The organism is Streptomyces sp. NPDC093801, assembly GCF_040701585.1.
Classification (GTDB): Bacteria; Actinomycetota; Actinomycetes; order Streptomycetales; family Streptomycetaceae; genus Streptomyces.
On record NZ_JBFBDP010000001.1, the window covers coordinates 34,928 to 56,821 of the forward strand.

At 75.8% G+C, this 21,894-nt stretch carries 19 protein-coding genes; 6 read left to right on the top strand and 13 right to left on the bottom strand.

Translation table 11 applies throughout. The annotated features are described in order from the left end of the window. The first annotated feature begins 333 nt into the window (after positions 1-333). On the top strand, positions 334-1,521 hold the full coding sequence (locus AB0469_RS00155; RefSeq protein ID WP_366448998.1) for a methyltransferase domain-containing protein: 1,188 nt from the start codon (positions 334-336) through the stop codon (positions 1,519-1,521). A gap of 253 nt (positions 1,522-1,774) precedes the next feature. Here the strand turns inward: AB0469_RS00155 and AB0469_RS00160 are convergent, their stop codons facing one another. Beyond that, positions 1,775-2,098, bottom strand: coding sequence for a plasmid stabilization protein (locus AB0469_RS00160; RefSeq protein WP_366448999.1), 324 nt, complete (start codon positions 2,096-2,098; stop codon positions 1,775-1,777). Positions 2,099-2,272: 174 nt separating this feature from the next. On the opposite strand from AB0469_RS00160, the gene AB0469_RS00165 reads away from it, so the two are divergent. Further along, positions 2,273-2,455, top strand: a complete 183-nt coding sequence (locus tag AB0469_RS00165; RefSeq protein ID WP_366449000.1) for a hypothetical protein — start codon at positions 2,273-2,275, stop codon at positions 2,453-2,455. Next, entirely contained in the window at positions 2,452-2,973 is a 522-nt protein-coding gene (locus AB0469_RS00170; RefSeq protein WP_366449001.1) for a DUF5709 domain-containing protein, read from the top strand. Before AB0469_RS00165 ends, AB0469_RS00170 begins: the two co-directional genes overlap by 4 nt. 55 nt (positions 2,974-3,028) lie before the next feature. Here the strand turns inward: AB0469_RS00170 and AB0469_RS00175 are convergent, their stop codons facing one another. Further along, on the bottom strand, positions 3,029-3,523 hold the full coding sequence (locus AB0469_RS00175; RefSeq protein ID WP_366449002.1) for a flavin reductase family protein: 495 nt from the start codon (positions 3,521-3,523) through the stop codon (positions 3,029-3,031). Positions 3,524-3,674: 151 nt separating this feature from the next. Here AB0469_RS00175 and AB0469_RS00180 point away from each other — a divergent pair, with 151 nt between their 5' ends. Both AB0469_RS00180 and AB0469_RS00185 read left to right on the top strand, forming a co-directional pair. Beyond that, positions 3,675-4,595 carry a Rieske (2Fe-2S) protein gene (locus AB0469_RS00180; RefSeq protein WP_366449003.1) on the top strand — a complete coding sequence of 307 codons (921 nt, stop codon included), beginning with the start codon at positions 3,675-3,677 and terminating at the stop codon, positions 4,593-4,595. A 14-nt stretch (positions 4,596-4,609) separates the two neighbouring features. Next, positions 4,610-5,866, top strand: coding sequence for a PP2C family protein-serine/threonine phosphatase (locus AB0469_RS00185; protein ID WP_366449004.1), 1,257 nt, complete (start codon positions 4,610-4,612; stop codon positions 5,864-5,866). 36 nt (positions 5,867-5,902) lie between these two features. On the opposite strand, the gene AB0469_RS00190 is transcribed toward AB0469_RS00185, so the two are convergent. Then, positions 5,903-7,528, bottom strand: a complete 1,626-nt coding sequence (locus AB0469_RS00190; protein ID WP_366449005.1) for an NAD(P)/FAD-dependent oxidoreductase — start codon at positions 7,526-7,528, stop codon at positions 5,903-5,905. A gap of 223 nt (positions 7,529-7,751) precedes the next feature. Here AB0469_RS00190 and AB0469_RS00195 point away from each other — a divergent pair, with 223 nt between their 5' ends. Then, on the top strand, positions 7,752-8,534 hold the full coding sequence (locus tag AB0469_RS00195) for a lysophospholipid acyltransferase family protein (protein WP_366449006.1): 783 nt from the start codon (positions 7,752-7,754) through the stop codon (positions 8,532-8,534). A gap of 71 nt (positions 8,535-8,605) precedes the next feature. On the opposite strand, the gene AB0469_RS00200 is transcribed toward AB0469_RS00195, so the two are convergent. From AB0469_RS00200 to AB0469_RS00245, 10 genes are all read right to left on the bottom strand, one after another. Beyond that, on the bottom strand, positions 8,606-10,060 hold the full coding sequence (locus AB0469_RS00200; protein WP_366449007.1) for a hypothetical protein: 1,455 nt from the start codon (positions 10,058-10,060) through the stop codon (positions 8,606-8,608). Positions 10,061-10,121: 61 nt separating this feature from the next. Further along, positions 10,122-11,633 carry a hypothetical protein gene (locus AB0469_RS00205; RefSeq protein ID WP_366449008.1) on the bottom strand — a complete coding sequence of 504 codons (1,512 nt, stop codon included), beginning with the start codon at positions 11,631-11,633 and terminating at the stop codon, positions 10,122-10,124. Positions 11,634-11,860: 227 nt separating this feature from the next. Beyond that, the gene (locus AB0469_RS00210; RefSeq protein ID WP_366449009.1) at positions 11,861-12,799 is read right to left on the bottom strand and encodes an endo alpha-1,4 polygalactosaminidase; all 939 of its coding nucleotides are present in this window, start codon (positions 12,797-12,799) and stop codon (positions 11,861-11,863) included. Further along, a complete protein-coding gene (locus AB0469_RS00215; RefSeq protein ID WP_366449010.1) occupies positions 12,796-13,458 on the bottom strand; it encodes a spherulation-specific family 4 protein in 663 nt (220 codons plus the stop codon). Before AB0469_RS00215 ends, AB0469_RS00210 begins: the two co-directional genes overlap by 4 nt. Next, positions 13,455-14,363 (bottom strand): NAD-dependent epimerase/dehydratase, encoded by a 909-nt coding sequence (locus AB0469_RS00220; protein ID WP_366449011.1) that lies wholly within the window; start codon positions 14,361-14,363, stop codon positions 13,455-13,457. The genes AB0469_RS00215 and AB0469_RS00220 overlap by 4 nt, the downstream gene beginning before the upstream one ends. Before the next feature lie 7 nt (positions 14,364-14,370). Further along, positions 14,371-15,084, bottom strand: coding sequence for a sugar phosphate nucleotidyltransferase (locus AB0469_RS00225; protein ID WP_366449012.1), 714 nt, complete (start codon positions 15,082-15,084; stop codon positions 14,371-14,373). A gap of 77 nt (positions 15,085-15,161) precedes the next feature. Continuing rightward, the gene (locus AB0469_RS00230; protein WP_366449013.1) at positions 15,162-16,163 is read right to left on the bottom strand and encodes a GDP-mannose 4,6-dehydratase; all 1,002 of its coding nucleotides are present in this window, start codon (positions 16,161-16,163) and stop codon (positions 15,162-15,164) included. A gap of 76 nt (positions 16,164-16,239) precedes the next feature. Next, positions 16,240-17,646 carry a hypothetical protein gene (locus tag AB0469_RS00235; protein WP_366449014.1) on the bottom strand — a complete coding sequence of 469 codons (1,407 nt, stop codon included), beginning with the start codon at positions 17,644-17,646 and terminating at the stop codon, positions 16,240-16,242. Further along, a complete protein-coding gene (gene pelF, locus AB0469_RS00240; protein ID WP_366449015.1) occupies positions 17,643-19,331 on the bottom strand; it encodes a GT4 family glycosyltransferase PelF in 1,689 nt (562 codons plus the stop codon). Before pelF ends, AB0469_RS00235 begins: the two co-directional genes overlap by 4 nt. 82 nt (positions 19,332-19,413) lie before the next feature. Then, the gene (locus AB0469_RS00245; RefSeq protein WP_366449016.1) at positions 19,414-21,549 is read right to left on the bottom strand and encodes a hypothetical protein; all 2,136 of its coding nucleotides are present in this window, start codon (positions 21,547-21,549) and stop codon (positions 19,414-19,416) included. Positions 21,550-21,894 lie beyond the last annotated feature (345 nt).

The following is a 21,894-nucleotide window of genomic DNA, read 5'->3' on the forward strand; positions in this document are numbered from 1 at the left end:
TCCCTCGGAACGGACCCCGCACGGGACGCGTCCGCATCCGCACGAGCGGCGCGAATTCGCCACTCCGGGTTGCATGTGCAGCCGATTATGGCGAGATCACCTCTTGGATGATTAACTGTCCCCACCCAGGCCCCAGCGGCCTGATTCCGTGTCCGGATCCAGTCGCCCCGCCGGGGCGGCGCTTGGTTGACTGGCACGCACCGGCCCCGGACGGACGAGCGGCTCTCTCCGCCCCGGGATCACCGGACCGAGGCCCCTGCGCGCCGATCGCGGTGTTCGACTCGCAGGGGCCCCAAGCCGTTCCCGTGACGGGCTCGGATGCGAGGAGTGGGCATGGCGGTCGTCGTCGTAGAGCACGGTTCCGCGGAGGCGGCGCCCGCCGTGTGCGAGGTGCTCGCCTCGGCGGGCCTGACCGCGCGCAGGGTCCTGCTCGCGGACGACGCCGCGGCCGCGGCCTCCGACCTCGGCGGCGCGGAGGGCCTGATCGTGCTGGGCGGGCCCGGGTCCCCGGGGTCCGGCCGGACCCTCTCCCCGGACCGCGCGCTCGTACGGGAGGCGCTGGCCGCCGGGGTTCCCGTCCTCGCCCTGGGCACCGGGGCGCGGCTCCTCGCGGAGGAGGGGGCTCCGGCCGGGGCACCCGACGGCGGGCCCGGCGCCGGCCGGACGGTACGGCTCACCCCGGCCGCCGGCACCGACCCGGTCTTCGCCGGGGCCGGCCCGCCCTCCCCGGAACTGCGGCCGGCCGCCGAACCGCTGGAGCTGCCGGCCGGCACGGTGGTCCTGGCCACCTGCGCGGGCTACCCCGAGCAGGCCTTCCGGGTCGGGGCCGGCGGGTGGGGGGTGCGCTGCCTCCCCCAGGGGCCCGACGCGGTAGACGCGTGGGCCGGCCGGATCCTGGGCCGGTTCGCGGCGCTCGTCGCCACCCGCTCCGCACACACGGCGACCCGCGCCTTCTTCACCCGCCGGGCCGACGACTGGGAGGAGCGGTTCGCCCACCAGACCCCGGCGTACGAGGCGGCCGTCGCCCGGATGCGCCTCTCCCCCGGCGGGCTCGCACTGGACCTGGGCTGCGGCACCGGCCGGGCCATGCCCGCCCTGCGCGCCCAGGTGGGACCCTCGGGGCAGGTCCTGGGCATCGACCTCACCCCGGCCATGCTGGCGGCCGCGGCCCGGCACGGCCGCACCCGCCACGGCCTGCTGCTGGCCGCCGACTGCACCCGCCTGCCGCTGGCCGGCGCATCGGTGCGGGGGGTGTTCTCGGCGGGCCTCCTCAACCACCTGCCCGACCCGTACGCCGCCCTGCGCGAATGGGCCCGCGTCACCGCACCGGACGGGGTGCTGCTCCTCTTCCACCCCTCCGGCCACGCCGAACGCGCCGCCCGCCACGGCCGCCCGCTCGACCCCGCCGACCCCCTCGCCGCGCGCAACCTCGGCCCCGCGCTCACCGCCACGGGCTGGCACCTGGACACGTACGAGGACGCCCCCCACCACTTCCTGGCCCGCGCCGTCCCGCGCGGCTGACACCCGCGCGGGGGCGGGCCGCGCACGAGATGCCCGGCCCCCCCGGGGGGAAGGTGAGGGGGCCGGGCGGGACCGCGGGGGTCGTGGATCGGGGGGAAGACCACGACGCGCCCCGCGGGCCCGCCCTGCGTCTGCCCCGCCCACGACCCCCGAACCCTGCCCGACCGCAACCGTCCGCGCCCGGTGGGGTGCGGCCCGCGTCCCCGGCACGGCGGGCCCGGCCCTCACGGCGCGGTCCCCTCACGGGGCGGTCTCAGTGGCCGAGGGCCTCCTTGAGCTCCGCCTTGTCCATCTGGGAGCGGCCCTTGATGTTCCGCTGCCTGGCCTCGTTGTAGAGCTGGTCCCTGGTCGGCCCCTGCGCGCCGCTGTGCGACCGCTGTCCGCCTCGCCTGGACGAGGACATGTCCTCGATGGACGACCTGCTGGCCGTCTTCGACTCGCCGGAGCGGGCGCGTTCCTTGTTCACCGTCCGGGCGGCGATCTCCTCGGCCCGCTTCTCGGACTCACCGCGGTCGAGCGCCGAGTCCTTGATGTGCTCGTACTGCCGCTCCCGCTTCGGGGAGGAGCCACGGGGCATGGCCCTCTCCTTTCCTTTCCTCGGGGGACGGGCCGGCCCGCGCCGGCCGTGTGCGGCGCCTACCCCGTCCGGGCGCACTCATGTTCACGTCCCCCGGGCGGACGACGGACGCCCGCCCGCCCGGCATGGGTCCGCGGATCCGGGGAAGAAGCCCGCGTCCGAGAGGAGGTCGCCATGTCGGTGAAGAGAAGCAGCCACCCGGACGCAGCCCCCCGCCGGGCCGCCGCGGAGCCGGCGGGGCCCTGGCAGGACTTCGACGAGCTGATGGAGCGGATGGTGGAACTGTTCGAGGCAGGTCGCCCCGCCCGGAGCGGGTACGACAGCGAGGTCCCGCCGGAGAGGAGCCGACGGCCATGAACGGCAGCGAGGCCCGGGGGGACGAGGTGTACCAGCCCCACGACGAGACGGAACCCGGCGAGTCGCAGCCGGACATGGAGAACGCCCTGGGCGAACCCGGCCTGGACGAGACGCTGGACAGCGGCTACTCCCCGCCGGACCGGCCCCTCGCGGTCACCCGGTACGGCACCACGGCGGAGGAACAGCGCGCCGGCGAGACGCTCGACCAGCGGCTCGCACAGGAGCAGCCCGACCCGGACGCCACGGCGGACGAGGCGGCACCCGGCTCGGAGTCCGTCCCGGACGAGGACCTGGTCGGGGACGGTGCGGCCGAGAGCGAGGACATGACCGGCGATCCGCACGGCGACGCGTCCACGGCGGGCCGCGCGCGAGCCGGCCGGATGGCGCCCGCGGCGGAACCGTCGCCCGTGCGGCACCTGTCCGTACTGGCGCGTGACACCGGGATCAACGGCGGGGCGGCCTCCGCCGAGGAGGCGGCCGTGCACGTGGTCGAGGAGGAAGCGGAGGAGGAGCCCTAGGACCCGTCGGGCACGGTCGCCGCCCCGGGGCCGCGGGTACGGCGGCGGCCGCTCGTCAGGCCGGGTGGCCGGCCTCGATGTCCCGGGCGTCGCCGTACCGCAGCGGCGCGGCGGCGGGCCCCGGGCCGGGCGGCCCGGCCTCGACGGGAACCAGCAGGAAGCCCTCGTGGTCTCCCCCGGCGACGACGGCCTCGATCCGCCCGGTGAACCAGGCCGCCACGTCCGTCAGGACGGGGCTGCCCTCCCGCCCGGGCCGCCAGCCGATCGCGGCGAACTTGTCCGAGCGGTCCCCGGTGCGGCCCCCGAAGAGCCGGGCCAGCGCCTTCTGGTCCCGGCGCAAGACGTGCACGGTGAGGTGGCGGGCGCGGCGCGCCACCCCGTGCGTGTGGTTCTCCACCGACAGCCACACGACGAAGCGCGGGGGGTCGATCGAGCACTGCGAGGCGAATCCGACGAGGCATCCGGCCCGCTGCCCGTCCGCGGCCGCCGTGACCACGTACAGCGGGCCGTCCTGCGCGACGGCGAAGTCACCGAGGTCCGGTTCCGTCATGGCGGCCCTCTCCCTGACGCTGTCTGCCCCCCGCCCGCCCCTGCCCGGACCGACGGCCGGCCATGCGCGCGACGCGCGACGCGCCCGCGCCGGGTGCGTTCGCACGGCTCGCGCCCACATGGCTCCCGCCGCCCCGGGTAGACGCGGTCCCATGGACACGCACCGCAGGACACCAGGTCCGGGCCCGCTGCTGGCGGCGGTCGAGCGGGTCGAGCAGGCCCCGCAGGCCGACGCCCTGATCGGAGGGCTCCGCAGAGCGGTCCGGGCCCTGCCGCTCGGACCGGCGCGCGACCTGCTCCACGGCCGCCCCCTCGGGCACCCGGCCCACCCCCTGCTCGTCCAGGTGCCCGTCGGGACCTGGCTCTCGGCCGGCGTACTGGACCTGCTCCCGGGGCGGCAGCGCGCCGCGCCCCTGCTGGTCGGGGTCGGACTGGCCGCGGCGGTCCCGGCGGCCGCCGCCGGCTGGGCGGACTGGGCGGAGCTGCCGCCCGAGCAGGCCCGTACCGGGCTCGTCCACGCCCTGGCCAACACCGCCGGGGTCGCCCTCTACGCGGCCTCCCTCCACGCCCGCGCCCGCGGCCGGGGGCTGCGCGGCCGGGCCCTGGCCATGGCCGGGCTGGCGACGGTGGGCGCGGCGGGCGCGCTCGGCGGCCATCTCGCCTACCGGCAGGCGGCCGGCGCCAACCACGCCGAACCGGTCGGACACCGGGTCCGGGACGGGTGGCACCACGTGGGGGCGGCGGCCGCCTTCCCCGTGGGCCGGGCCACCCCCGCACGCGTCGACGGGGTGGACGTCCTCGTCGTGCGCGAGGAGGACGGGACCGTCCGCGCGCTGGCCGACCGCTGCTCCCACATGGGCGGCCCGCTGTCGGAGGGGCAGGTCGAGGACGGCTGCGTCCGCTGCCCCTGGCACCGCAGCCTGTTCCGGCTGTCGGACGGCTGGAACGTCGAGGGGCCGGCCACCGCCCCCCAGCCGGCCTTCGAGACCCGCGTCCTTGGGGGACGCGTCGAAGCCCGCCTGCTCCGCCGCCACGAGCCGCGCCGCCGCGGCCGGGGGCGGACGGCGGCCTGACCGGAGGTGGAGGCATGGCCGGGTTCCAGGCGCAGACGGAGGGCGGGGTGGGCCCGGTGGCGGGTGCCCGGACGGGCGCGGTGCTGGCCTGGGTGCTGGAGCGCTCGCACGAGGCCTCGGCGCTCCAGGTGCCGGCGCTGATCGACGAGGCCGCACGGCGGCTGGGCCTCACCGGGACGCACCTGTACCTGGCCGACCTCCGGCAGACCCGGCTCCGGGCCCTGCCCCAGCTGGCCACCCGCCGTCCGAGCACGGCGGAGGCCGCGGAGGCCGGCGAGCGGGCCGAGGCCCTGGACGTCGACGCCTCGCTGGGCGGGCTGGCCTACCGCGACCAGCAGGTCCAGCTCTCGCGCGACCACACGACCGCATGGGTTCCGATGGTCGACGGGGTCGAGCGCGTCGGGGTCATGAGGGTGACCGGAACGGCGCTGGACGAGCGGGCCCTGGACGTGTGCCGGACCCTTGCGGCCCTGGCGACCCTGGTCGTCGTCTCCAAGTCCACCCACCACGACCTCCTGGTCCTCAGGGCGCGCAGCCGGCCCATGACGCTGCAGGCGGAGCTGCTCTGGGCGTTCCTGCCGCCGCGCACCATCGGTACGAGCCAGGCGACCTCGACCGCCGTACTCGAACCGGCGTACGACATCGGGGGCGACGCCTTCGACCACAACTTCAGCGACGGTCTGCTCCAGCTGACCCTGCTGGACGCCATGGGGCACGACCTCGCGGCGGGCGGGGCGAGCGCCGCCGGCCTGGCCGCGTGCCGCGCCGCCCGCCGCGCCGGAGGCGGTCTGACGGACATGGCGACCGCCATCGAGCGGACCCTCCGCCAATGGGTCCCGGACCGGCTGATGACCGGGGTCCTGGCCCGGCTGGACACCTCCCGGGGAGAGTTCGCGTGGATCAACTGCGGCCACCCGCCGCCCCTGCTGATCCGGGAGGGACACGTGGTGCCGGCGGCGCTGGAGCGCCCGGTGCAGCTGCCCCTCGGCCTGGGCTTCCACACCGACGCCCCTCCACGCTGGGACCGGGCGCGCCTCCAGCCCGGGGACCGGGTCCTCCTCTACAGCGACGGCGTCACCGAGGCGCGCTCCGGCGCGGGCGACCTGTTCGGCGAGGAGCGGCTGACCGACACCGTCATCCGGTCCATGGCGTCGGGCGCCACGGCCCCCGAGGCGCTCCGCCGCCTGGTCCTGGACCTGCTCACCCACCAGGACCAGCGGCTGCACGACGACGCGACGATCCTCCTGTGCGAATGGCACCCCACGGCGTGAGACCGCCCGCGCCCCGAGGGCCCCGGTCCGGTCTCCTCAGAACCCGCCGAAGGCGCCGGCGTCCCGGAAGCGGCCGGAGTGGCGTCGGCGGTATTCGATCAGGCAGTGGGCCACGGCGGCGCCCTCGCCGACCGCGGCGCCGACCCGCTTGACGGAGCCGGCGCGTACGTCGCCGACGGCGAAGACGCCCGGCAGGCTGGTCTCCATCGGGAGGGCGTCGCGGCCGACGCCTCCGGTGCCGGTGAGGACGTAGCCGCGGTCGTCGAGCTCCAGGGCTCCGTCGAGCCAGTCCGTCGACGGGCGCCCGCCGATCAGGACGTACAGGCGGCGGGCGGGGACGGTGCGCTCGCCCCCGCTGCGTTCGCGCAGCCGCAGGCCGGTCAGCGTCGTCCCGCCCAGGCACTCGGCCACCTCGGTGCCGAGCAGGACGTTCAGCCCGGGCGTCCGTCCGATCCGCTGGACCAGGTAGTTCGACATGGAGGCGCCGAGGTCGGTGCCGCGGACGACGAGGGTGACGGAGCGGGCGTAGCGGGCGAAGTAGAGGGCGGCCTGGCCGGCGGAGTTGCCCGCGCCCACCATGTAGACGTCCTCGCCGGCGGTGGAGGGGGCGTCGGAGAGGGAGGCGCCGTAGTAGACACCGGAGTTGAGGAGCCGTTCGGTGCCGGGGCTCGCGAGGCGGTTCCACTCCACTCCGGTGGCCACGACGACCGCGGCCGCCGAGACCGAGGCCGTCTCGGCCGTGCCGGCCTTGACGAACTCGACGGTGTGGTCCCCCGATGGGGCGGGGACCAGGCGGGTCGCCACCCGGGTGGGCTGCCATTCGACGCGGACCCGGCGGGCCTGCTGCAGGGCGCGCTGTGCGAGGTCGCCGCCGGTGAGCCCGACCGGGAAGCCCAGGTAGTTCTCGATCCGGGAGGTCGATCCCGCCTGGCCGCCGGGCGCGTCGTCCTCGATGACGACCACGCTCATGCCCTCCGCGGCCGCGTAGACGGCCGTGGAGAGGCCGCCGGGGCCGCCGCCGATGACGGCGACGTCGTAGTGCTCGTGCTCGGCGGGCCTGATGAGGCCGAGCCGGTCGGCCAGTTCGCTGATCGAGGGGTCGACGAGTTCGGTGCCGTCGCCGAGCCGGACGGTCACGGGTGCGTCCGGCCGTTCTTCCTGCGGCACCCACCGGAAGAGGACGTCGCTGCGGCCGAGGAAGTCCCGGACGGCGTAGGCGGCCGGTGAGAAGCGGTGGCCGCGCACCTCGGCGGTGGGGAGGTCGCCGCGGCGCTCGGCGTTCCAGCTGCAGAGGGAGTCGTCGAGGGCGGCCCGCAGCCGCTCGGGCAGGCCGGTGTCGCCGGCGGGAGCCGTCGCCGGGGTGCGGTCGACCACGGTGACGGACGGGCCGGACGGGCCGGTACCGCTCTCGGTGAGGAGCAGCCAGCGGGTGGCCGGGTGCCGTTCGGGGTACGTCCCGGGGTGCTCGTCCGTGACCACCGCGCAGACGGGCACGTCCCGCCCGGCCAGCGCGTGCAGCACCCGTTCCGCCTCGGTGAGGCCGCCGACCTGGAGGACGCGGAACGACGTCCGGTACCAGCCCTGTACGAGCTCGGCCGTCTCGTGGCGGCGGAGCGGATCGGGGTCGGCGAGAAGGATCACCGGCAGCGCGGTCTCGGCCATGGGGGCTCCTGGGGGTCGATCGGTCAACGGTCCACCCGGTCAACGAGCCGAAGATCGTTGCGTGGCGCGGGCACGGGCCTGCTCGGGGGAACGGGCGAACGAAGAGTCGACGGACGAATCCGACGCGCCCTCGTGATCAAAGGGGCCTTGCCGCCGTTCACCGTGAAAGCCCTTGTCGCGAGGGCTGGTTGGCCCACCGCACGGAGAAGGGGAGGACCGTCTCGTGTCCGAGAGCCTGGCCGATGTCATCGAGGTCGCCGGGAGCGAGCTGCGCTTCCTGCGCAGGCTGGTCGGGGATGCCGGCGAGAACGCCTGGGAGCGGCTGCTCGAATGGTTCATCGACGACTGGTTCCGGCTGGACGTGCTGGGACTGGAGAACATCCCCGCCGACGGGCCGGCGGTGCTGGTCTCCAACCATTCCGGGGCCTGGGGGCTGGACGCCTTCGTCCTGCAGAAGGTGCTGCTCCGCTCGCTGCGGCGCCGGCTGCACGTACTCGCCGCGCCCTTCGTCTTCCGGCTCCCGGTCCTGGGTCCGTACGCCGCGCGGAAGGGCGGCGTACCGATCGATGCGAGGGCTGCGATGAAGCGGCTGGGCGACGGTGAGCTGGTCGCGGTGTTCCCGGAGGGGGTCGCGGGGCTGGAGAAACCGTTCCGCGACCGCTACCGGCTCCAGCCCTTCAGCCCCGGATTCGCCGTGGCGGCCCTGCACACGGGGGCGCCGATCGTGCCGGTCGCCGTCATCGGGGCCGAGGAGTCCTCGCCCAAGCTCGGGGAGCTGCCCGCCCTGGCCAGGTTCCTGGACCTGCCCTACTTCCCGCTGACCTCGCCCTTCCCGCTGCCCGCGAAGTGGCTGGTCTCCATCGGGGAGCCGATCGAGCCGCCGGAGCGGCCCAGCGGCTTCGGCGAGCGCTCGGCCGCCGCCCGGCGGCTGTGCGCGGAGGTTCAGGACACCGTGCAGGACATGGTGGAGCGGGAGCGCGAACGGCGCGACTCACTCCTGCGGTAGCGGCGGGCCCCGCGGGGCGGGCGGCGTCCGGCCGCCCGCCCCTGCGTACGGGGCCCGCCGCTGCGGCCGCCTCAGTCGCCGAGGCGCCGGGCGGCCTCGCGGACGTCGGAGGCGGCGCGGGTGCACCGCTCGGCGTGCTCCAGCAGCCGCATCCGGAAGCGCTCGCCGGTCTCGTCGCCGTTCCAGCCCGGTGCGGCGGCGCAGTCGGCGAGGCTCCGGGCGTGCCGGTCGAGCCGGTCGGCGTCGGCCCGGGCCAGCACCGCGTACGAGGCGGGGCCGGCGGCGGGCACGGCCCGGGGGACGGCGCCGGCGGCGGGAAGGGCGACCCGCAGGGTGTGCGGGGCAAGGGTGAGCGGCATCCGGTCCGGGGCGAGGGCCGGGGACAGCAGGGCGGGCCGGGCGGTCCCGGTGAAGAAGCGGACGGTCTCCTCGGCGACCCGGACGGCGAACGCGGAGGCCGTGCATCCGGTCGCGGATCCGCACAGCGGCGAGGGCCGTCCGTGCCACGGGGCGTCGAGGGGGTCGTCGGTGTCCCCGGAGCCCTCCGTGTCCCCGTCCTCCCGGAGCCAGCCGGGGGCGGCGAGGATCTCGGTGCCGGCGTCGACGGCGAGTCCCTCCCAGGTGAAGGGGGTCCGGACCGGGTGGACGGCGGCCTCGACCGGCGGGAAGTGGTCGAGGGCGAGGGCCACGGCCCCGGCGGGGCCGGCCGCGGCGCGCGGCACGCCCGCGGCCGTGAGGGCGAGGGCCTGGAGGGCGGTCGTGACGGCCGCCTCCGAGACCACCGCCAGGGTGTGGGCCAGCGCCTCCTCGCGCCACCCCTCCCCCGCCGCGGGCGCCTGCCCGGTACGGGCGGCGGGTACGGCCGCCGGTCCGCGGACCAGGCCCGCGGCCACCGAGCCGGGATCCGGGTCGGCCAGGTAGGGGGCGGTCCGGCGGTGCAGGGCGGCCGCCCTGCCGTCGTAGCCGCGGCCTCCCGCGGCGCGGGCCGTCCTGGCCAGGACCTCGCTGAGCAGGGTGTCGTCCGCCGCCGCCGCGCCCGCCACGACCCGGCGGGCGGCGCGCAGCAGCGCGGGCCGCCAGGCCTCCCAGGGGAGGGCGTGGTCGTCCCGGCGTGCGGCGGCCGTCCGCTCCAGTTCCTCGGCCAGCGGTCCGGTGAACGCGGCGGCGGAGGGGACGGCGTCCGGCGGGAGCGGGACGTGGGGGTGCAGTCCGTGGCGGCGTCCGGCCGCGTCGAGCCGGACGGCGGGGGCGAGCGCGTCCGCGGCGGCGCCCGCGGCGAGGAGCGCGGCGGTGTCGGCCGGGCCGAGCGGGACGAGGAACGTGCCGGACGGGGTGCGCAGCCGGACGGGGCGCCCGGAGCGGCTGCGGCGCAGGTGCGCGAGGACCCCGCGGGCCGCGCCCTCGCGGGTGAGGGAGTCCAGACCCAGGGCGCGGGCGGGGGCGTCCGCCCAGGGCAGTCGGTGGGCGAGCATGGCCGCGCCGAACACCGCGTTCTCCAGCGGCCGGGCGGTGGCGGGGGTGGTCATCGGGGGCGTTCTCCCTCGGGTCGCGCGCAGGCGCGGGGGTGGGACACGGGTTCCTGGCCGGTCACTTGTCGCGGAGCATGTAGGGCTGGTTGCCGGTGATCTCGCCGTCGTAGCGCCGGATCAGCCCGTTGACGCGTGCGCGGTGGTGGGCCAGTTCGCCGCGCAGGCTGTCCGAGTAGGCCTGCGGGGCGTGCGAGAGCGGGTAGTCGTACGACTCGTCGAGCCAGGACAGCTCCACCCAGCCGTCCGGGACGTCGTGGGGGGAGGCGGGGCCGCGGCCGTCCAGCATGGGGATCACGTCGTGCTTGTTGACCAGGCTGACGACCCGGGTGGTGTGGTCGGCGGGCCGCTTGTTGTCGATGGGGGAGCCGAGGGTGACCACGTGGGTGATCCGGTACTCGGAGGCGACGTCCGCGTCGGCGGCCAGGTTCATGGCGGTCAGGCCGCCGAGGCTGTGGCCGACCAGCATCAGTTCGGATCCCGCGGGCACGCCGGCCCGGTGCAGGAGCTTCTTCGCGGCCCGGGTGTAGGTGGTGTCGGTGCGCAGGCAGCCGTCGAAGGCTCCGACCAGGTCCTGCGGGGTGCTGTTGCTGAGCAGGGCGAAGCTGGTCCCGGGGAGCAGCAGGACGTGCCGCTGCGCGCCGTCGGTGCAGGCGATGCGGCGCAGGAGGACCAGGCCGTGGTTGCCGAGGGCGCCGATGTCGTTGACGTAGCTGACGATGTCGTTGCGGGAGCCGCCGAGGACCTTGGCGAGGATCGGGTCCGGTTCGGCGCGTTCGGCGCGGCCGGGGCCGGGGTTGAGGTACTTGAGGAGGGAGCTGGGCAGGCCGAGGAACGGGTCGGTGGTGGGGACGCCTCCTGCGAGGGTGACCCAGGAGAACTCGTCGTTGACGGGGTTCTCGTCCAGCAGTCCGGTCAGCGCGAGGAGTTCCATGATCACGGGGCTGACCGTGGTGAGGGCGCGGGTGACGCCGAGCCGTTCCACCAGGGCGTGCAGGGCGCGTACGGCCTCCAGCCGGTCGCCGGCGACGAGGGCGCCGGTGAGGCGGCGGGCGTGCGGCGAGTCCAGGTTGGGGTGGGTGACGGTGGCCGCCTCGATGCGCAGGGCGAAGGCGTCCACCGCCATGGCGACCGCCGCGGGCCGCCGGCGGGTCACGTTGCCGGCGATGCGGGCGAGTTCGCCGACGACGCCGCCGTTGGCACCGAAGCCGAGGCCGGCCGGGCCGGTCAGGGCGCGTACGCAGGACAGCGCCGTGCCGAGGGCCCAGGCGGGCCGGCGCAGGGCCTGGAGGGCGAAGCGGCCGCCGGTGAGCGCTCCGGTGAGGTCGGCCCCGGCCCGCTTGGCGGCGAGGGCGGCGTCGGCGAGCAGCACGGAGGCGGCGATGAGGAGTTCGGTGTCGGTGCGGCCGGCGGCCTCACCCGCGGGGCCGGCGTCGGGGACTCCGGCGGTTTCGGTGGTGTCGGGAGTGGCGGTGGTGCCGGGGGTACCGGTGGTGCCGGGTGGGCCGGGGGTGTGCTGCTGCTGCCCTTCGGAGAGCTGCCGGGTGGGGTTCCCGGTCGCCTGAGGCGTCACGTTCCAACCTCTCGTCGCTTGACCCGCTGTTCGCGACGCATGGTGGCACCGATCGGGGGCGTCTTCGTCCCGTGGGGGCGCCCGCTCCGGCGCACGCGCCGGCCTCCGCCCCGCGACACCCCCCACCGGCACTGGATTGCGGGCACACCACGGGCCCGCCCGCGCCCGGGCGGGATCCGGAGGATGACGGCGCGGCCGGCGGTTGACGCGGGCACCGGCCGCGCGGTTCAGCAGGGTTTGCGCCAGGTGTCCAGCTCGGGGTTCTTCAGCATCGAGGAGAGCTTGAGGCGACGGGCCTCGGGGCAGAAGCCCGAGGTCGCGCCCTTGTACTCGACGTGGAAGACCGCCTTGCCCGCCTTGATGAAGGGACTCAGCGCGTCGCACTCGCCGAACTGGGCGCACTCCTCGTTGACCGCGAAGTCGAAGACGCCTTCGAGCTGGGGGATCTGCGGCAGGTCGTTCTTGAGGCCGACCGACAGCCCGCGCGCGTGCGCGATCTCGGCGATCATGCGGTTGTAGGCGAGCTGGTGCTCCGCCGTCAGCGGGAAGCCGGTGTCGTTGCCGTAGGCCTCCACCAGGTCGGGTTCCACCGCGTCGAAGCCCTTGTCCCGGCACATGTCGAAGCGCCGTTCCATGATCGGGCGGAGCTGGTCGATCCGGCGGACGTCCAGCCAGCGCTCGCCCTTCCAGCCGTTGGGCTTGCCGAACAGGGTGGTGGGGAAGGCGTCCTTGTCCGGCCGGAAGTCCTCCCAGGCCCCGACGTTGACGTAGCAGATCACCTTCCGGCCGTCGCGGTGCAGCCGGGCCACGTCGGCCGCCGAGTTCTCGAACCCGTCGATGTCGTACACGGGCACGTCGACCGAGGGGTCGGAGCGTCCGTCGAGCTGCCACTGCCAGGCCAGTCCGGGCTGCGGCTTCCAGCGTCCCGCCGCCTGGTCGCCCGTCCCGGACGGGGACGGGGACGGGCCCGTCGGCGACCCGGACGGGGCGGGAGGGGCGGAGGAGGGACCGGGGGAAGCGGGTCCCGGCCCCTGGCTCGCGGTGGGGCCGGACGGGGCCGGTGCGGCGTCGTCGTCATCGTCGTCGTCCGTGCTGGAGCAGCCCGTCAGGACCAGTGCCGTCAGCACGGCCAGCAGGGCCAGGCGGTGCGGAAGGGTGCGGCTCATCGTTCCGTCCTGGTGAGTGCGGGGGTCAACTGTTTCCAGGGGTTGGGGAGTCCGCCCGTCACCGGCCCGGAGACCGCGGCCCCCCGTTCGTGCGCGGTGCGCACGGCGAGCGGGACCAGGGCCTCGGGCACCCCGTAGACGAGGTGGCAGAAGCGCTCGGGGGCGTGGCGTGCCGTCCAGGCGGGCCGGCTGAAGGAGGAGACGTACGTCGACCAGTCCCCTTCGAAGGTGACGGTCAGGTCCGCGAGGCGCACGTAGCCGGCCTCGGGGTGGACGCCCGGGTTCAGCACGACGGGACCGGCGCCGAGCCGGCGCAGCGAGCGGACCAGCCGGCGGGCGCCGGGCAGTTCCGCCCGCGTGGGGGCCGCGCGGTCGAGGAAGCAGCCGTCGACCGCGTACCACTCCTGGTAGCGGCACATCTCGTGGACGACCTCGACCTGCCCGCGGGCCCCGTACCCGGTGTCCACGTAGCCGAGGAGGCGGGCGCCGGCGGTCCGCAGGGCGGCGGCGGCAGCGGCGAAGGCCGGGTCGGGTCGCTCCCCCGGCCCGTCGGCCGGGTTGAGCACCACCCCGTAGGTCCCGGCGGCCGCGGTGATCAGCCGGTGCCAGGCGCCCGGGTCCTCGGCGGGGTGGACGTACAGCGGAACGAGCAGGCTCATGGCGTTCGGATTTCCTCCGGGGCGGTCGCCGCCCACAGCGCGGCCAGCGAGTCGCCGAGACTGTGGACCGGGCGCCAGCCGAGGGCCTCGCCGGCGGCGGTGATGTCCGAGCACTGCCAGGACACCTGGGCGGAACGGGCCGAGCCGGCGGCCTCCTCCTCGATCCTCCCCCGGAAGCCCGCCCGCCCGGCCAGGCCCCGCACCAGCTCGCGGACGGGCACGGCCCGGCCGGCGCCGATGTTCAGGACGGGCGGCAGCGGGCCGGGGGCGGTGACCGCGAGCGCCACCGCCCGCGCCACGTCGCGCACGTCCACGAAGTCGCGGTGGGCGGACAGGTCGCCCAGCCGCAGCACCGCCTCCGGGTCCGGGCCGGCCTCCCGCAGCAGTGCGGCGATCCGCCCCGGCAGCCCGCTGGGCGGGGCGCCGGGCCCCACCGGGTTGCCCACCCGCAGGACGACGCCGTCCAGCCCGGAGGCGGCCACGGCGACGGTGCCGGCCAGCTTCGTCGCCCCGTACGGGGTGACGGGGCGGGTGGCGGCCGACTCGGCGACCCGGGTGTCGGGCTCGCCGGGACCGTACTCCGCCGCCGAGCCCAGGTGCACCAGGCGGGCCGCGGGCGCCGCCCTCCGCAGGGCCTCGCACAGGGCGGCGGGGCCGCGGGCGTTGGTCTCGGCGAGCATCACGGCGTCGCCGCCGGTCGCGCCCGCGCAGTTGACCACGGCGTCGGGCGCGGCCGCGGCGAGGACGTCCGCCAGGCGGTCGGGGCGGTCGGCCGCGAGGTCGATGCCGAAGTCGGCGCCGGGCGCGCGGCCGCCGTCGAACACCCGCGCGCCCGGGAGGGCGCGCAGGCGGTCGGCGACGTGGGCGCCCAGGTAGCCGGTCCGGCCCAGGACGAGGATGCGCATGAGGTGCTCAGGCTCCCTTGAGCAGCAAGGACTTGCGGGTGGTGAACTCGGCGTTGGCCCGGTCGTAGTCGTCGGGGCGTCCGATGTCGAGCCAGTAGCCGTCGAACGCGTAGGACTGCGGGAGGTTGTCGCCGCGCAGCAGGTCGAGGACGAGTTCGTCGAATCCGAGCGGGAGGCCCGGCGTGTAGTGGTCGAGGGTGGAGCGGCTCAGACCGTACACCCCCATGGAGACGTGGTAGTCCATGCTGGGCTTCTCGGTGAATCCGACCACGCGGCTGGCATCGGTGGTCAGCACCCCGAAGTCGATGTGCACCTTGCGCGGGTACGTCGCGATGGTCAGCGGCGCGCCCGACGCCTCGTGGCGGCGCAGCACGTCGGCGTAGTCGAGGTCGGTGAGCACGTCGCCGTTCATCACGAGGAAGTGCTCGGGCAGGCGGTCGCGCAGGTTGAGCAGGGGGCCCATGGTGCCGAGCGGGCTCTCCTCGGTGGCGTAGTCGACGCTCATGCCCCACTGGGAGCCGTCGCCGACGTAGGCGCGGATGATCTCGCCGAGGTGGCCGATGGCGATGGTGCACCGGGTGAACCCGGCCCCCGACAGCTGGCGCAGCACGATCTCCAGGATCGCGTGCTGGTCGCCGATGGGCACGAGCGGCTTGGGCAGGGCCGTGGTGTAGGGCCGCAGCCGGACGCCCTTGCCGCCCGCCAGGATCACTGCGTACATGGGTCTCCTCCTAGGGTTGGGTGGGGGGAGGTCGAGTGGCGTGGGGATGGGGGGACCGCCGGCGGAGCGCCCGGCGGTCAGATGTTGTAGATGCCGGTCTTGTAGCGGGCCAGGTTCTCCGGGTCGCGGAAGAACTCGACGGTGTGCGCGAGGCCTTCCTCCAGGGTGTGGCGCGGCCGCCAGCCGGTGGCGGCGGTGAGCCGGGTCGCGTCGGCGACCAGCCGCATCACCTCCGAGGCCGGGGGCCGCAGCCGCTCGCTCTCCTCGCGGACCTCGATCGGGACGTCCATGACCTTGCCGATCAGGGTGACCAGGTCGGCGACCGAGATCTCGCCCCCGGTACCGGAGTTGAAGGTGCGGCCCACCACCCGGTCGGCGGGCGCGGTGCCGGCGGCGAGGAAGGCCTGCGCGGTGTCCTTGACGAAGCTGAAGTCCCGGGTGGGGCGCAGGTCGCCCAGGGTGATGACGCGTTCCCCCGCCGCCACCTGGCCGATGACGGTGGGGATCACCGCGCGCATCGACTGGCGGGGCCCGTAGGTGTTGAACGGGCGCAGCGTCACCACCGGGGTCTCGAAACTGGCGTGGTAGCTGTCGGCCAGCCGGTCGCCGCCCGCCTTCGAAGCGGCGTACGGGGACTGGGTGTTGATCGGGTGGTCCTCGGTGATCGGCACGGTCTGCGCGGTGCCGTACGTCTCGCTGGTGGAGGTGTGCACCAGGCGGGGGGTGCCGAGGGCGCGGACGGCCTCCAGCACGTTGAGGGTGCCGGTCACGTTGGTGTCGACGTAGCTGTGCGGGGCCCGGTAGGAGTACGGGATCGCGATGAGCGCGGCCAGGTGGTAGGCGGCATCGGCGCCTTCGAGGAGACCGCGGACGGATCCGGGGTCGCGGACGTCGCCGAGGACGATCTCCACCTGGTCGAGGACGTCCGGCGCCAGGGTCTCCAGCCATCCGTACGAGGAGAAGGAGTTGTACTGGGCCATGGCGCGGACCCGGTAGCCGCGGGCGACGAGGGCCTCGGTGAGGTGGGAACCGATGAAGCCTTCGGCTCCGGTGACGGCGGCGAGCGGTGCGGAGGTCAACTGGGCACCTTTCAGAGGAGTTGGCGATGCGGTCGGGCGGTGGTGCGGGTGGTGGTGCGGTGGGCGTGCGGGACGGTCAGGCGTGCCGGGCCGGGCGTCCGAGGATCCACAGGGTGCAGAGGACCAGGGCCGTCGCGGCCAGGCCGCAGGCCAGGGTCAGGGCCGCGGGGCCCGCCGCCGGCCCCAGGAGGGCGGCGGCTCCCGCGCCGGCCGCCGCCGCCCCGCAGACGGCCGCCGGCGGCCAGGCGACCCCGAAGGCCTGGAGCAGCAGGGCGGTCCACAGGGTCGCGGCGAGCAGCAGCAGCGCGGCCGGGGCGGCGCCGGTCAGCAGCGCGGCGGGCAGCAGGAGCAGCAGGTAGCCCGCCAGGCACAGGCCCAGGACCCCGGCCGACCTCAGCAGGAAGCCCGCGGGGGTGGAGGCCGAGCCGAGCGCGGTGACGGACAGGCCCCGGAAGCGGTAGAGCAGCCATTCGGCCGGGCCCATGCTCAGGGTCAGCGCGATCACCGCGTACGGCTCCGCCCGCCCTTCCAGCAGGACCAGCAAGGCCGCCGCCAGTCCGAAGAGACCGTACGGCAGGGACCGGCGCAGCGGGGGCCGGGAGCCGCCGTCCGCGGCCGCCGGCACGGCGTACGCGCCGCGCAGCACCCACGCGACGGCGGCCAGCGTCGCCAGGAGCGCCGCCGCGGGGAGCGCGGCACGCACCAGGGGGCCCGGCTCCCACCAGGGCAGGACGGCGGCCCCCGCGACCAGCGGGGTGAGCGCGGCCAGCAGCAGCCGCTCCCGGCCCAGCACCAGCAGGATCCCGGCGGCGGCCAGGTAGAGCGACTGCGCGGCCACCGCCCAGGTCACGGCCGTGCCGCCGGCGGCCGCGGCCCCCGCCACCGTGGCGGCGACCGCCCCGAGCGGCGCCCCGACCAGCAGGGTCCGGCCGGCCTCGCGGCGCCCGGCCACCATCCGCAGGTAGGCGCGGTGTCCGAGGGCCTGGCCCCACGCCCAGGAGACGATCCCGGCGACGATGGGCCCGGCGGCGTGCCGGCCGGGGTTCCACAGGGGCGCGGTGAGCAGGTAGGCCAGCCCCGGGAGGGCGAAGAGCACCCCCCGCAGCAGGCACCGGAGGGTGTCCGGGCGCCAGGGGTCCGGTGCCCGGGCGGGCTCCGGGAAGACGCGGGGCACCCGCTCGTAGAGGGCGGCGGCGAGCGAGAAGATGTTGGGGTGTCCGTACCGTTCGCGGATCACCTCGGCGGACAGGCCCTCCGCCTCCAGCAGGGCGGCCACCTCGTACGGGTGGACGGCCGGCCCGACGCGGTCGGCGAGTTCGGCGGCGAGCCGGCTGACCTCCGCCTCGTCGGGGCCGGGCAGTCTGAGGGCGAGGGTGGTCTCGGCCCAGGCCCGGCGCGGCGGTCTCGCGGCCGTGTCGGCCAGCCGCAGGGCCAGGGTGTCCTGGTGCGACCCGCCGGGTTCGAGTGACATCGGGCCGCTCATCCGGCGAGGCTCCCCGCGTCGGTGACGGCGTCGGCCGCGGTCTCGCGGGCCGGCCGCGCGTCGGCCGTGAGGATCCGGCCGGGTGCGGCCGGACGGGCCCGCTCCTGTCTGCGGGCCCGCCCGGCGGCGACGGCCACGGGGGTGAGGAGCGCCGGGGCGGGGGCTGCGGCCGGGGCGGGGACCAGCGTCGGGACGGCTCTCGCGGGGACCCGGGTGCGGCCGGCCGCGGTGGGCGGTGTGCGGTCGAGGCCGGGCAGTTCCAGGTAGATGGAGCGGAAGGTGTCGATGGTCTGGCGCAGGGTGAACTGCTCGATGACCCGCAGCCGGGCGGCCTCGCCCATCGCGGCGCGCCGCGGGGAGTCCCCGAGGAGTTCCAGGGCCGCCTCGGCCATGGCCTCCGGGTCGCGCGGCGGGACGACGAGGCCGGCGTCGCCGACCGCCTCCCGTACCCCGCCGACGTCGGTGGACACGGTGGCGCGCCCGCAGGACATGGCCTCGATGAGGGTGAACGGGAAGCCCTCGCTGATGCTGGAGAGCATCACGACGTTCCCGGCCGCGTAGGCGTCCTTGATGTCGTCCACCCGGCCCTCGAAGGCGACCGCGTCCGCGTGTCCGAGGTCGCGGGCCAGCGCCTCGCAGCGCTCGCGGTAGGCCTCCCCGCCGCGCGGCGTGCCGCCGAACAGGCGCAGCCGGGCCTCGGGGACGCGTGCGCGGACCAGGGCGAAGGCCCTGATCAGGGTCTCCAGGTCCTTGATGGGGTCGACGCGGCCGGCCCAGCTGAGGGTGGGGACGTCCGGTTCGGGCCCGGCGGGCGGGAAGGCGGCGGGGTCGACGCCGTTGTAGACCGTGCGGATGGCCTGCGGGTCGGCTCCGCCCTCCTCCTCCCACAGCCGGTTGTAGCGGTTGCCGGGGGTGACCAGGGAGGCCCGCCGGTAGCTCTCCTCGGCGAGCAGCCGGAAGAAGCCGAGGACGACGGCCTTGACCGGCCAGCGGTAGGGGGCCGTGCGGTAGCCGAGGTAGCGCTCGCGCAGGTAGACCCCGTGCTCCGTCAGCAGCAGCGGCACCCCGTGCCGTTCCAGCCCGGCCAGTCCGGGCAGGACGGCCACGCCGCCGCTGACGGCGTGGGCCACTCCGTGTTCCGGGGGCGGGGCGGCCAGCGGGCGCAGGGCGTGCTCCAGGAGGGAGGTGGCGGTCAGGGCGTCGTGCAGGGTCGGCCGGGCCTCGCGCACGGTCAGCCCGGGGCGGTTCCAGACCGCCGCGAGCACCGCGATCGCGTGGTCCCCGCGGAGGAAGGGGCTCAGGGCTCCGTCGGACGCGGCCCGCGCCATCGTGGAGAGGGCGGGGGCGAACCCGTCCTCGGCACGGGGGTCGAGCAGCGCGGTGAGGAACTGCTCGTAGGCGCCGGAGAGCCTGCGGTGGCCGCGGCCGCGCGGGGCGCGGCCCTCGGGGGGATCGCCCCACATGGGCACCGACCTGACGCCCAGGACGTGGCCGGGCAGGTCCCAGGCCAGGGATTCCCGGCCGGTGCCGGTGACGGCTATGACGTCGAAGTCGATGTCGGGCATGCCCTGGACGAGTTGGTCGCACCAGACGCTGACCCCGCCGTGACTGTGCGGATAGGTGCCTTCGGTGAGCAGGGTGACGTGCGGCGCGCCTGGGCGCCGCGCGCCGGCTTGAGCGTGCATGGGTGTGCTCCACGGCCGGTGTGTGGGGGTGGTCGGGCCGGGCCGGGCCGCGCGGGGGCGGCCGGCCCGGCGGGACGCCGGTTCAGCGCCGGTCGGTGCCTGCGGCGCCCTCGCGCACGGCGGGCGGCACGGTGGTGCCGGGTGCCGGTGCGGTGGCGGGCGCCGGTCGGGGCGCGGCCGCGGCGGACGGCGCGGCGGGCGCCGAGGACGGCAGGGTCAGTTCGAGCGCGCTGCCGGTCGCGGTGGTCCACCCGGAGACCCGTCCCGCGTAGGGGCTGCCGAAGCCGGCGGTGCCCAGCAGGGTGCCGGCGGGCAGGGTGGCCGTGACGTCGAGCCCGGCCGGCGCCACGACGGTGACGGCGCTGCCGATGCGGTAGGCGGTGACCTGGCCGGCCTGGAGGGCGCTCTTCCAGGCTCCGCGGCGCTTCAGTTCGGTGCCGATGTCCTTCATCCGCTCGTTCACGAGCGGGGTGTTGGCGTCGAACAGCGCGTCGTAGCCGTCGATGACCCCGTTCAGCACCGGGTAGGCGAGGCGCTCCTCCGCCAGGTTCGACTGGTGGATGAAGTGCGGCTTCGGGTCGTTCCCGAGGACGTGTCCGAGGGCGGTGCGGGTCTCCGCCGGCACGATCTTCTGGGCGTACCCCGTGGCGGTGTCCAGGGGTGCGGGCAGGCAGGTCGTGGTGTCCGCGTGGTCCTCGCAGATGCCGCTGCCGCCCTGGGCGCGGGAGGTGTAGATCCAGTTGTACTCGTCGGCCGCCTCGGCGGCCTTCCCGACGTTGTAGTAGACGTTCATCGGGTAGCGGGCGACGGTGGAGGCCGAGCCGACCTGGCGCTGCTCGGGGTCTCGGGAGTTGTCCGAGGCGACCCACTTGACGCCGTTGCCGGTGAGGGAGGCGGCCAGGTTCGGGTTGTCCTGCGGCTGCTGGGGCAGGACGGCCATGCCGGAGTGCTCGCCGGTGACCAGCTCGTCGTTCTGCAGGGGCAGGCCGAAGCCCTGGCCCCAGAGCCGGTTGAGGACGATCTCGTCGTCGATGGTGCTGCGGCTGACCCACTTGGTGCTGCCGTCGGGGTTGGCGGCGCACCGCCAGGGCACCACGCTGACGTCCTGTTCGCAGCCCAGGAAGGCGTGCGTGTAGGTGTGGTTGATCCAGCGGAACCGGTCGCGGTCGGCCTGGAGCTTGTCGGCGAGCAGGTCGACGCCGTTGTTGTCCTCGCGCTGGTCGAGGCTGCCGGCGCCGTTGTAGACCATGTCGAGGGTGAAGTTGCGGCCCGCCTGCCAGTTCTTGGCGTACTCGGCGTCGTCGGCGGTCATGCGGATGGGGTTGGGGGTTCCCCCGCCCCCGGCGCAGTCGACGTCGCCCGGCGTGCAGTTGAGCTGCGTGTCCCAGCGGTCGTCGGCGGCGAAGACGTCGTCCACGTGGACGGAGAAGTAGTTGCGGGAGGCACCCAGGTGGACCCCGCCGGTCATCCACTCGACGATGCCGCGGGCCAGCAGCCGGAACTGCTGCTGGTAGCGGTTGTACACGAAGGTGACGACGAGTTCGCGCCGGCCGCCGTGGCGGTACTCGCCGACGAGCGAGCCGCGCCGGGCGCTGCCGGGGATGGGCGCGTCGACGTAGGTGGTGAAGTCCGCGCCGGGGGCGGGCTGGGCCAGGTAGGCGTAGCTCTCGCCGACCGTGGGCGAGTTGTCCTCGAACGGGACGGAGCCCTCGAGGTAGCCGAAGGGGCCGGAGCGGCCGGCGGCGGTGACGCCCGCCTGGGCGCCGTCGACGCTTCCTGCGTAGCCGCCGGCGACGAAGTACTGGAGGCCGACCTGGGGGCGCGCGTAGGTGTAGGCGTCGACCTGGGGTATGTCGTAGGTCTGCTCGTAGGCGCCGAGTGCGGCCATCTCGGCCGATCCCGCGGCGAACGGGTTGTCGTTGGGCAGGACGACGGCCTGGAACTTCGCGCGGGGCCGGCCGCCGACGGTGTCGGCGAGGAAGGCCGCGTCGATCGTGGGCCGGTCGGACCGCGTGAGGTCGACCTGCGTGTACGGCGTCCCCGCCGAGTCCAGCTCCGCCGTGATGGCCTGGACGGCCGGGCCCCCGTCGGCCACGACCAGCACCCGAAGGTCCACGCGGGGCGTGGCGGCGTCGGCGTGGGCCGTGCCGGCCGGCAGTCCGGCGGCTGCGATGAGCGCGCCCACCGATAAGACGGTGGTACGTATGCTTCGCTTCATGCGGTGAAAGTCCCCTCCCCGGGCAGGGGTGAGCGCGGCGCGCACGAAGCGGCGGACACCCCCTTGCGCGACGCCGGCCTCCCCCTCAGAAACCAGTCGTCGACGCATCCGTCGCGTCACATGGTGGTGCCTGTGTGTAGCTTTCGTGGGGGTGTTGCGAAAACCGACGGAAAAACGCAGGCGACCAACTGACCCCACAGCGGGCCGAGTTGTCCGCCCCTGCCCTCTCCCGTCCCTTCCGGCACCCGGCGGGCGGACCGGTCCGCCGGCCAAGAGCGCCGGTCCGGAGCGGGGCGGATGATGACGAGCAGCCCCCCCAGGCCGGGCCGAGACTCCAGGGTCGCC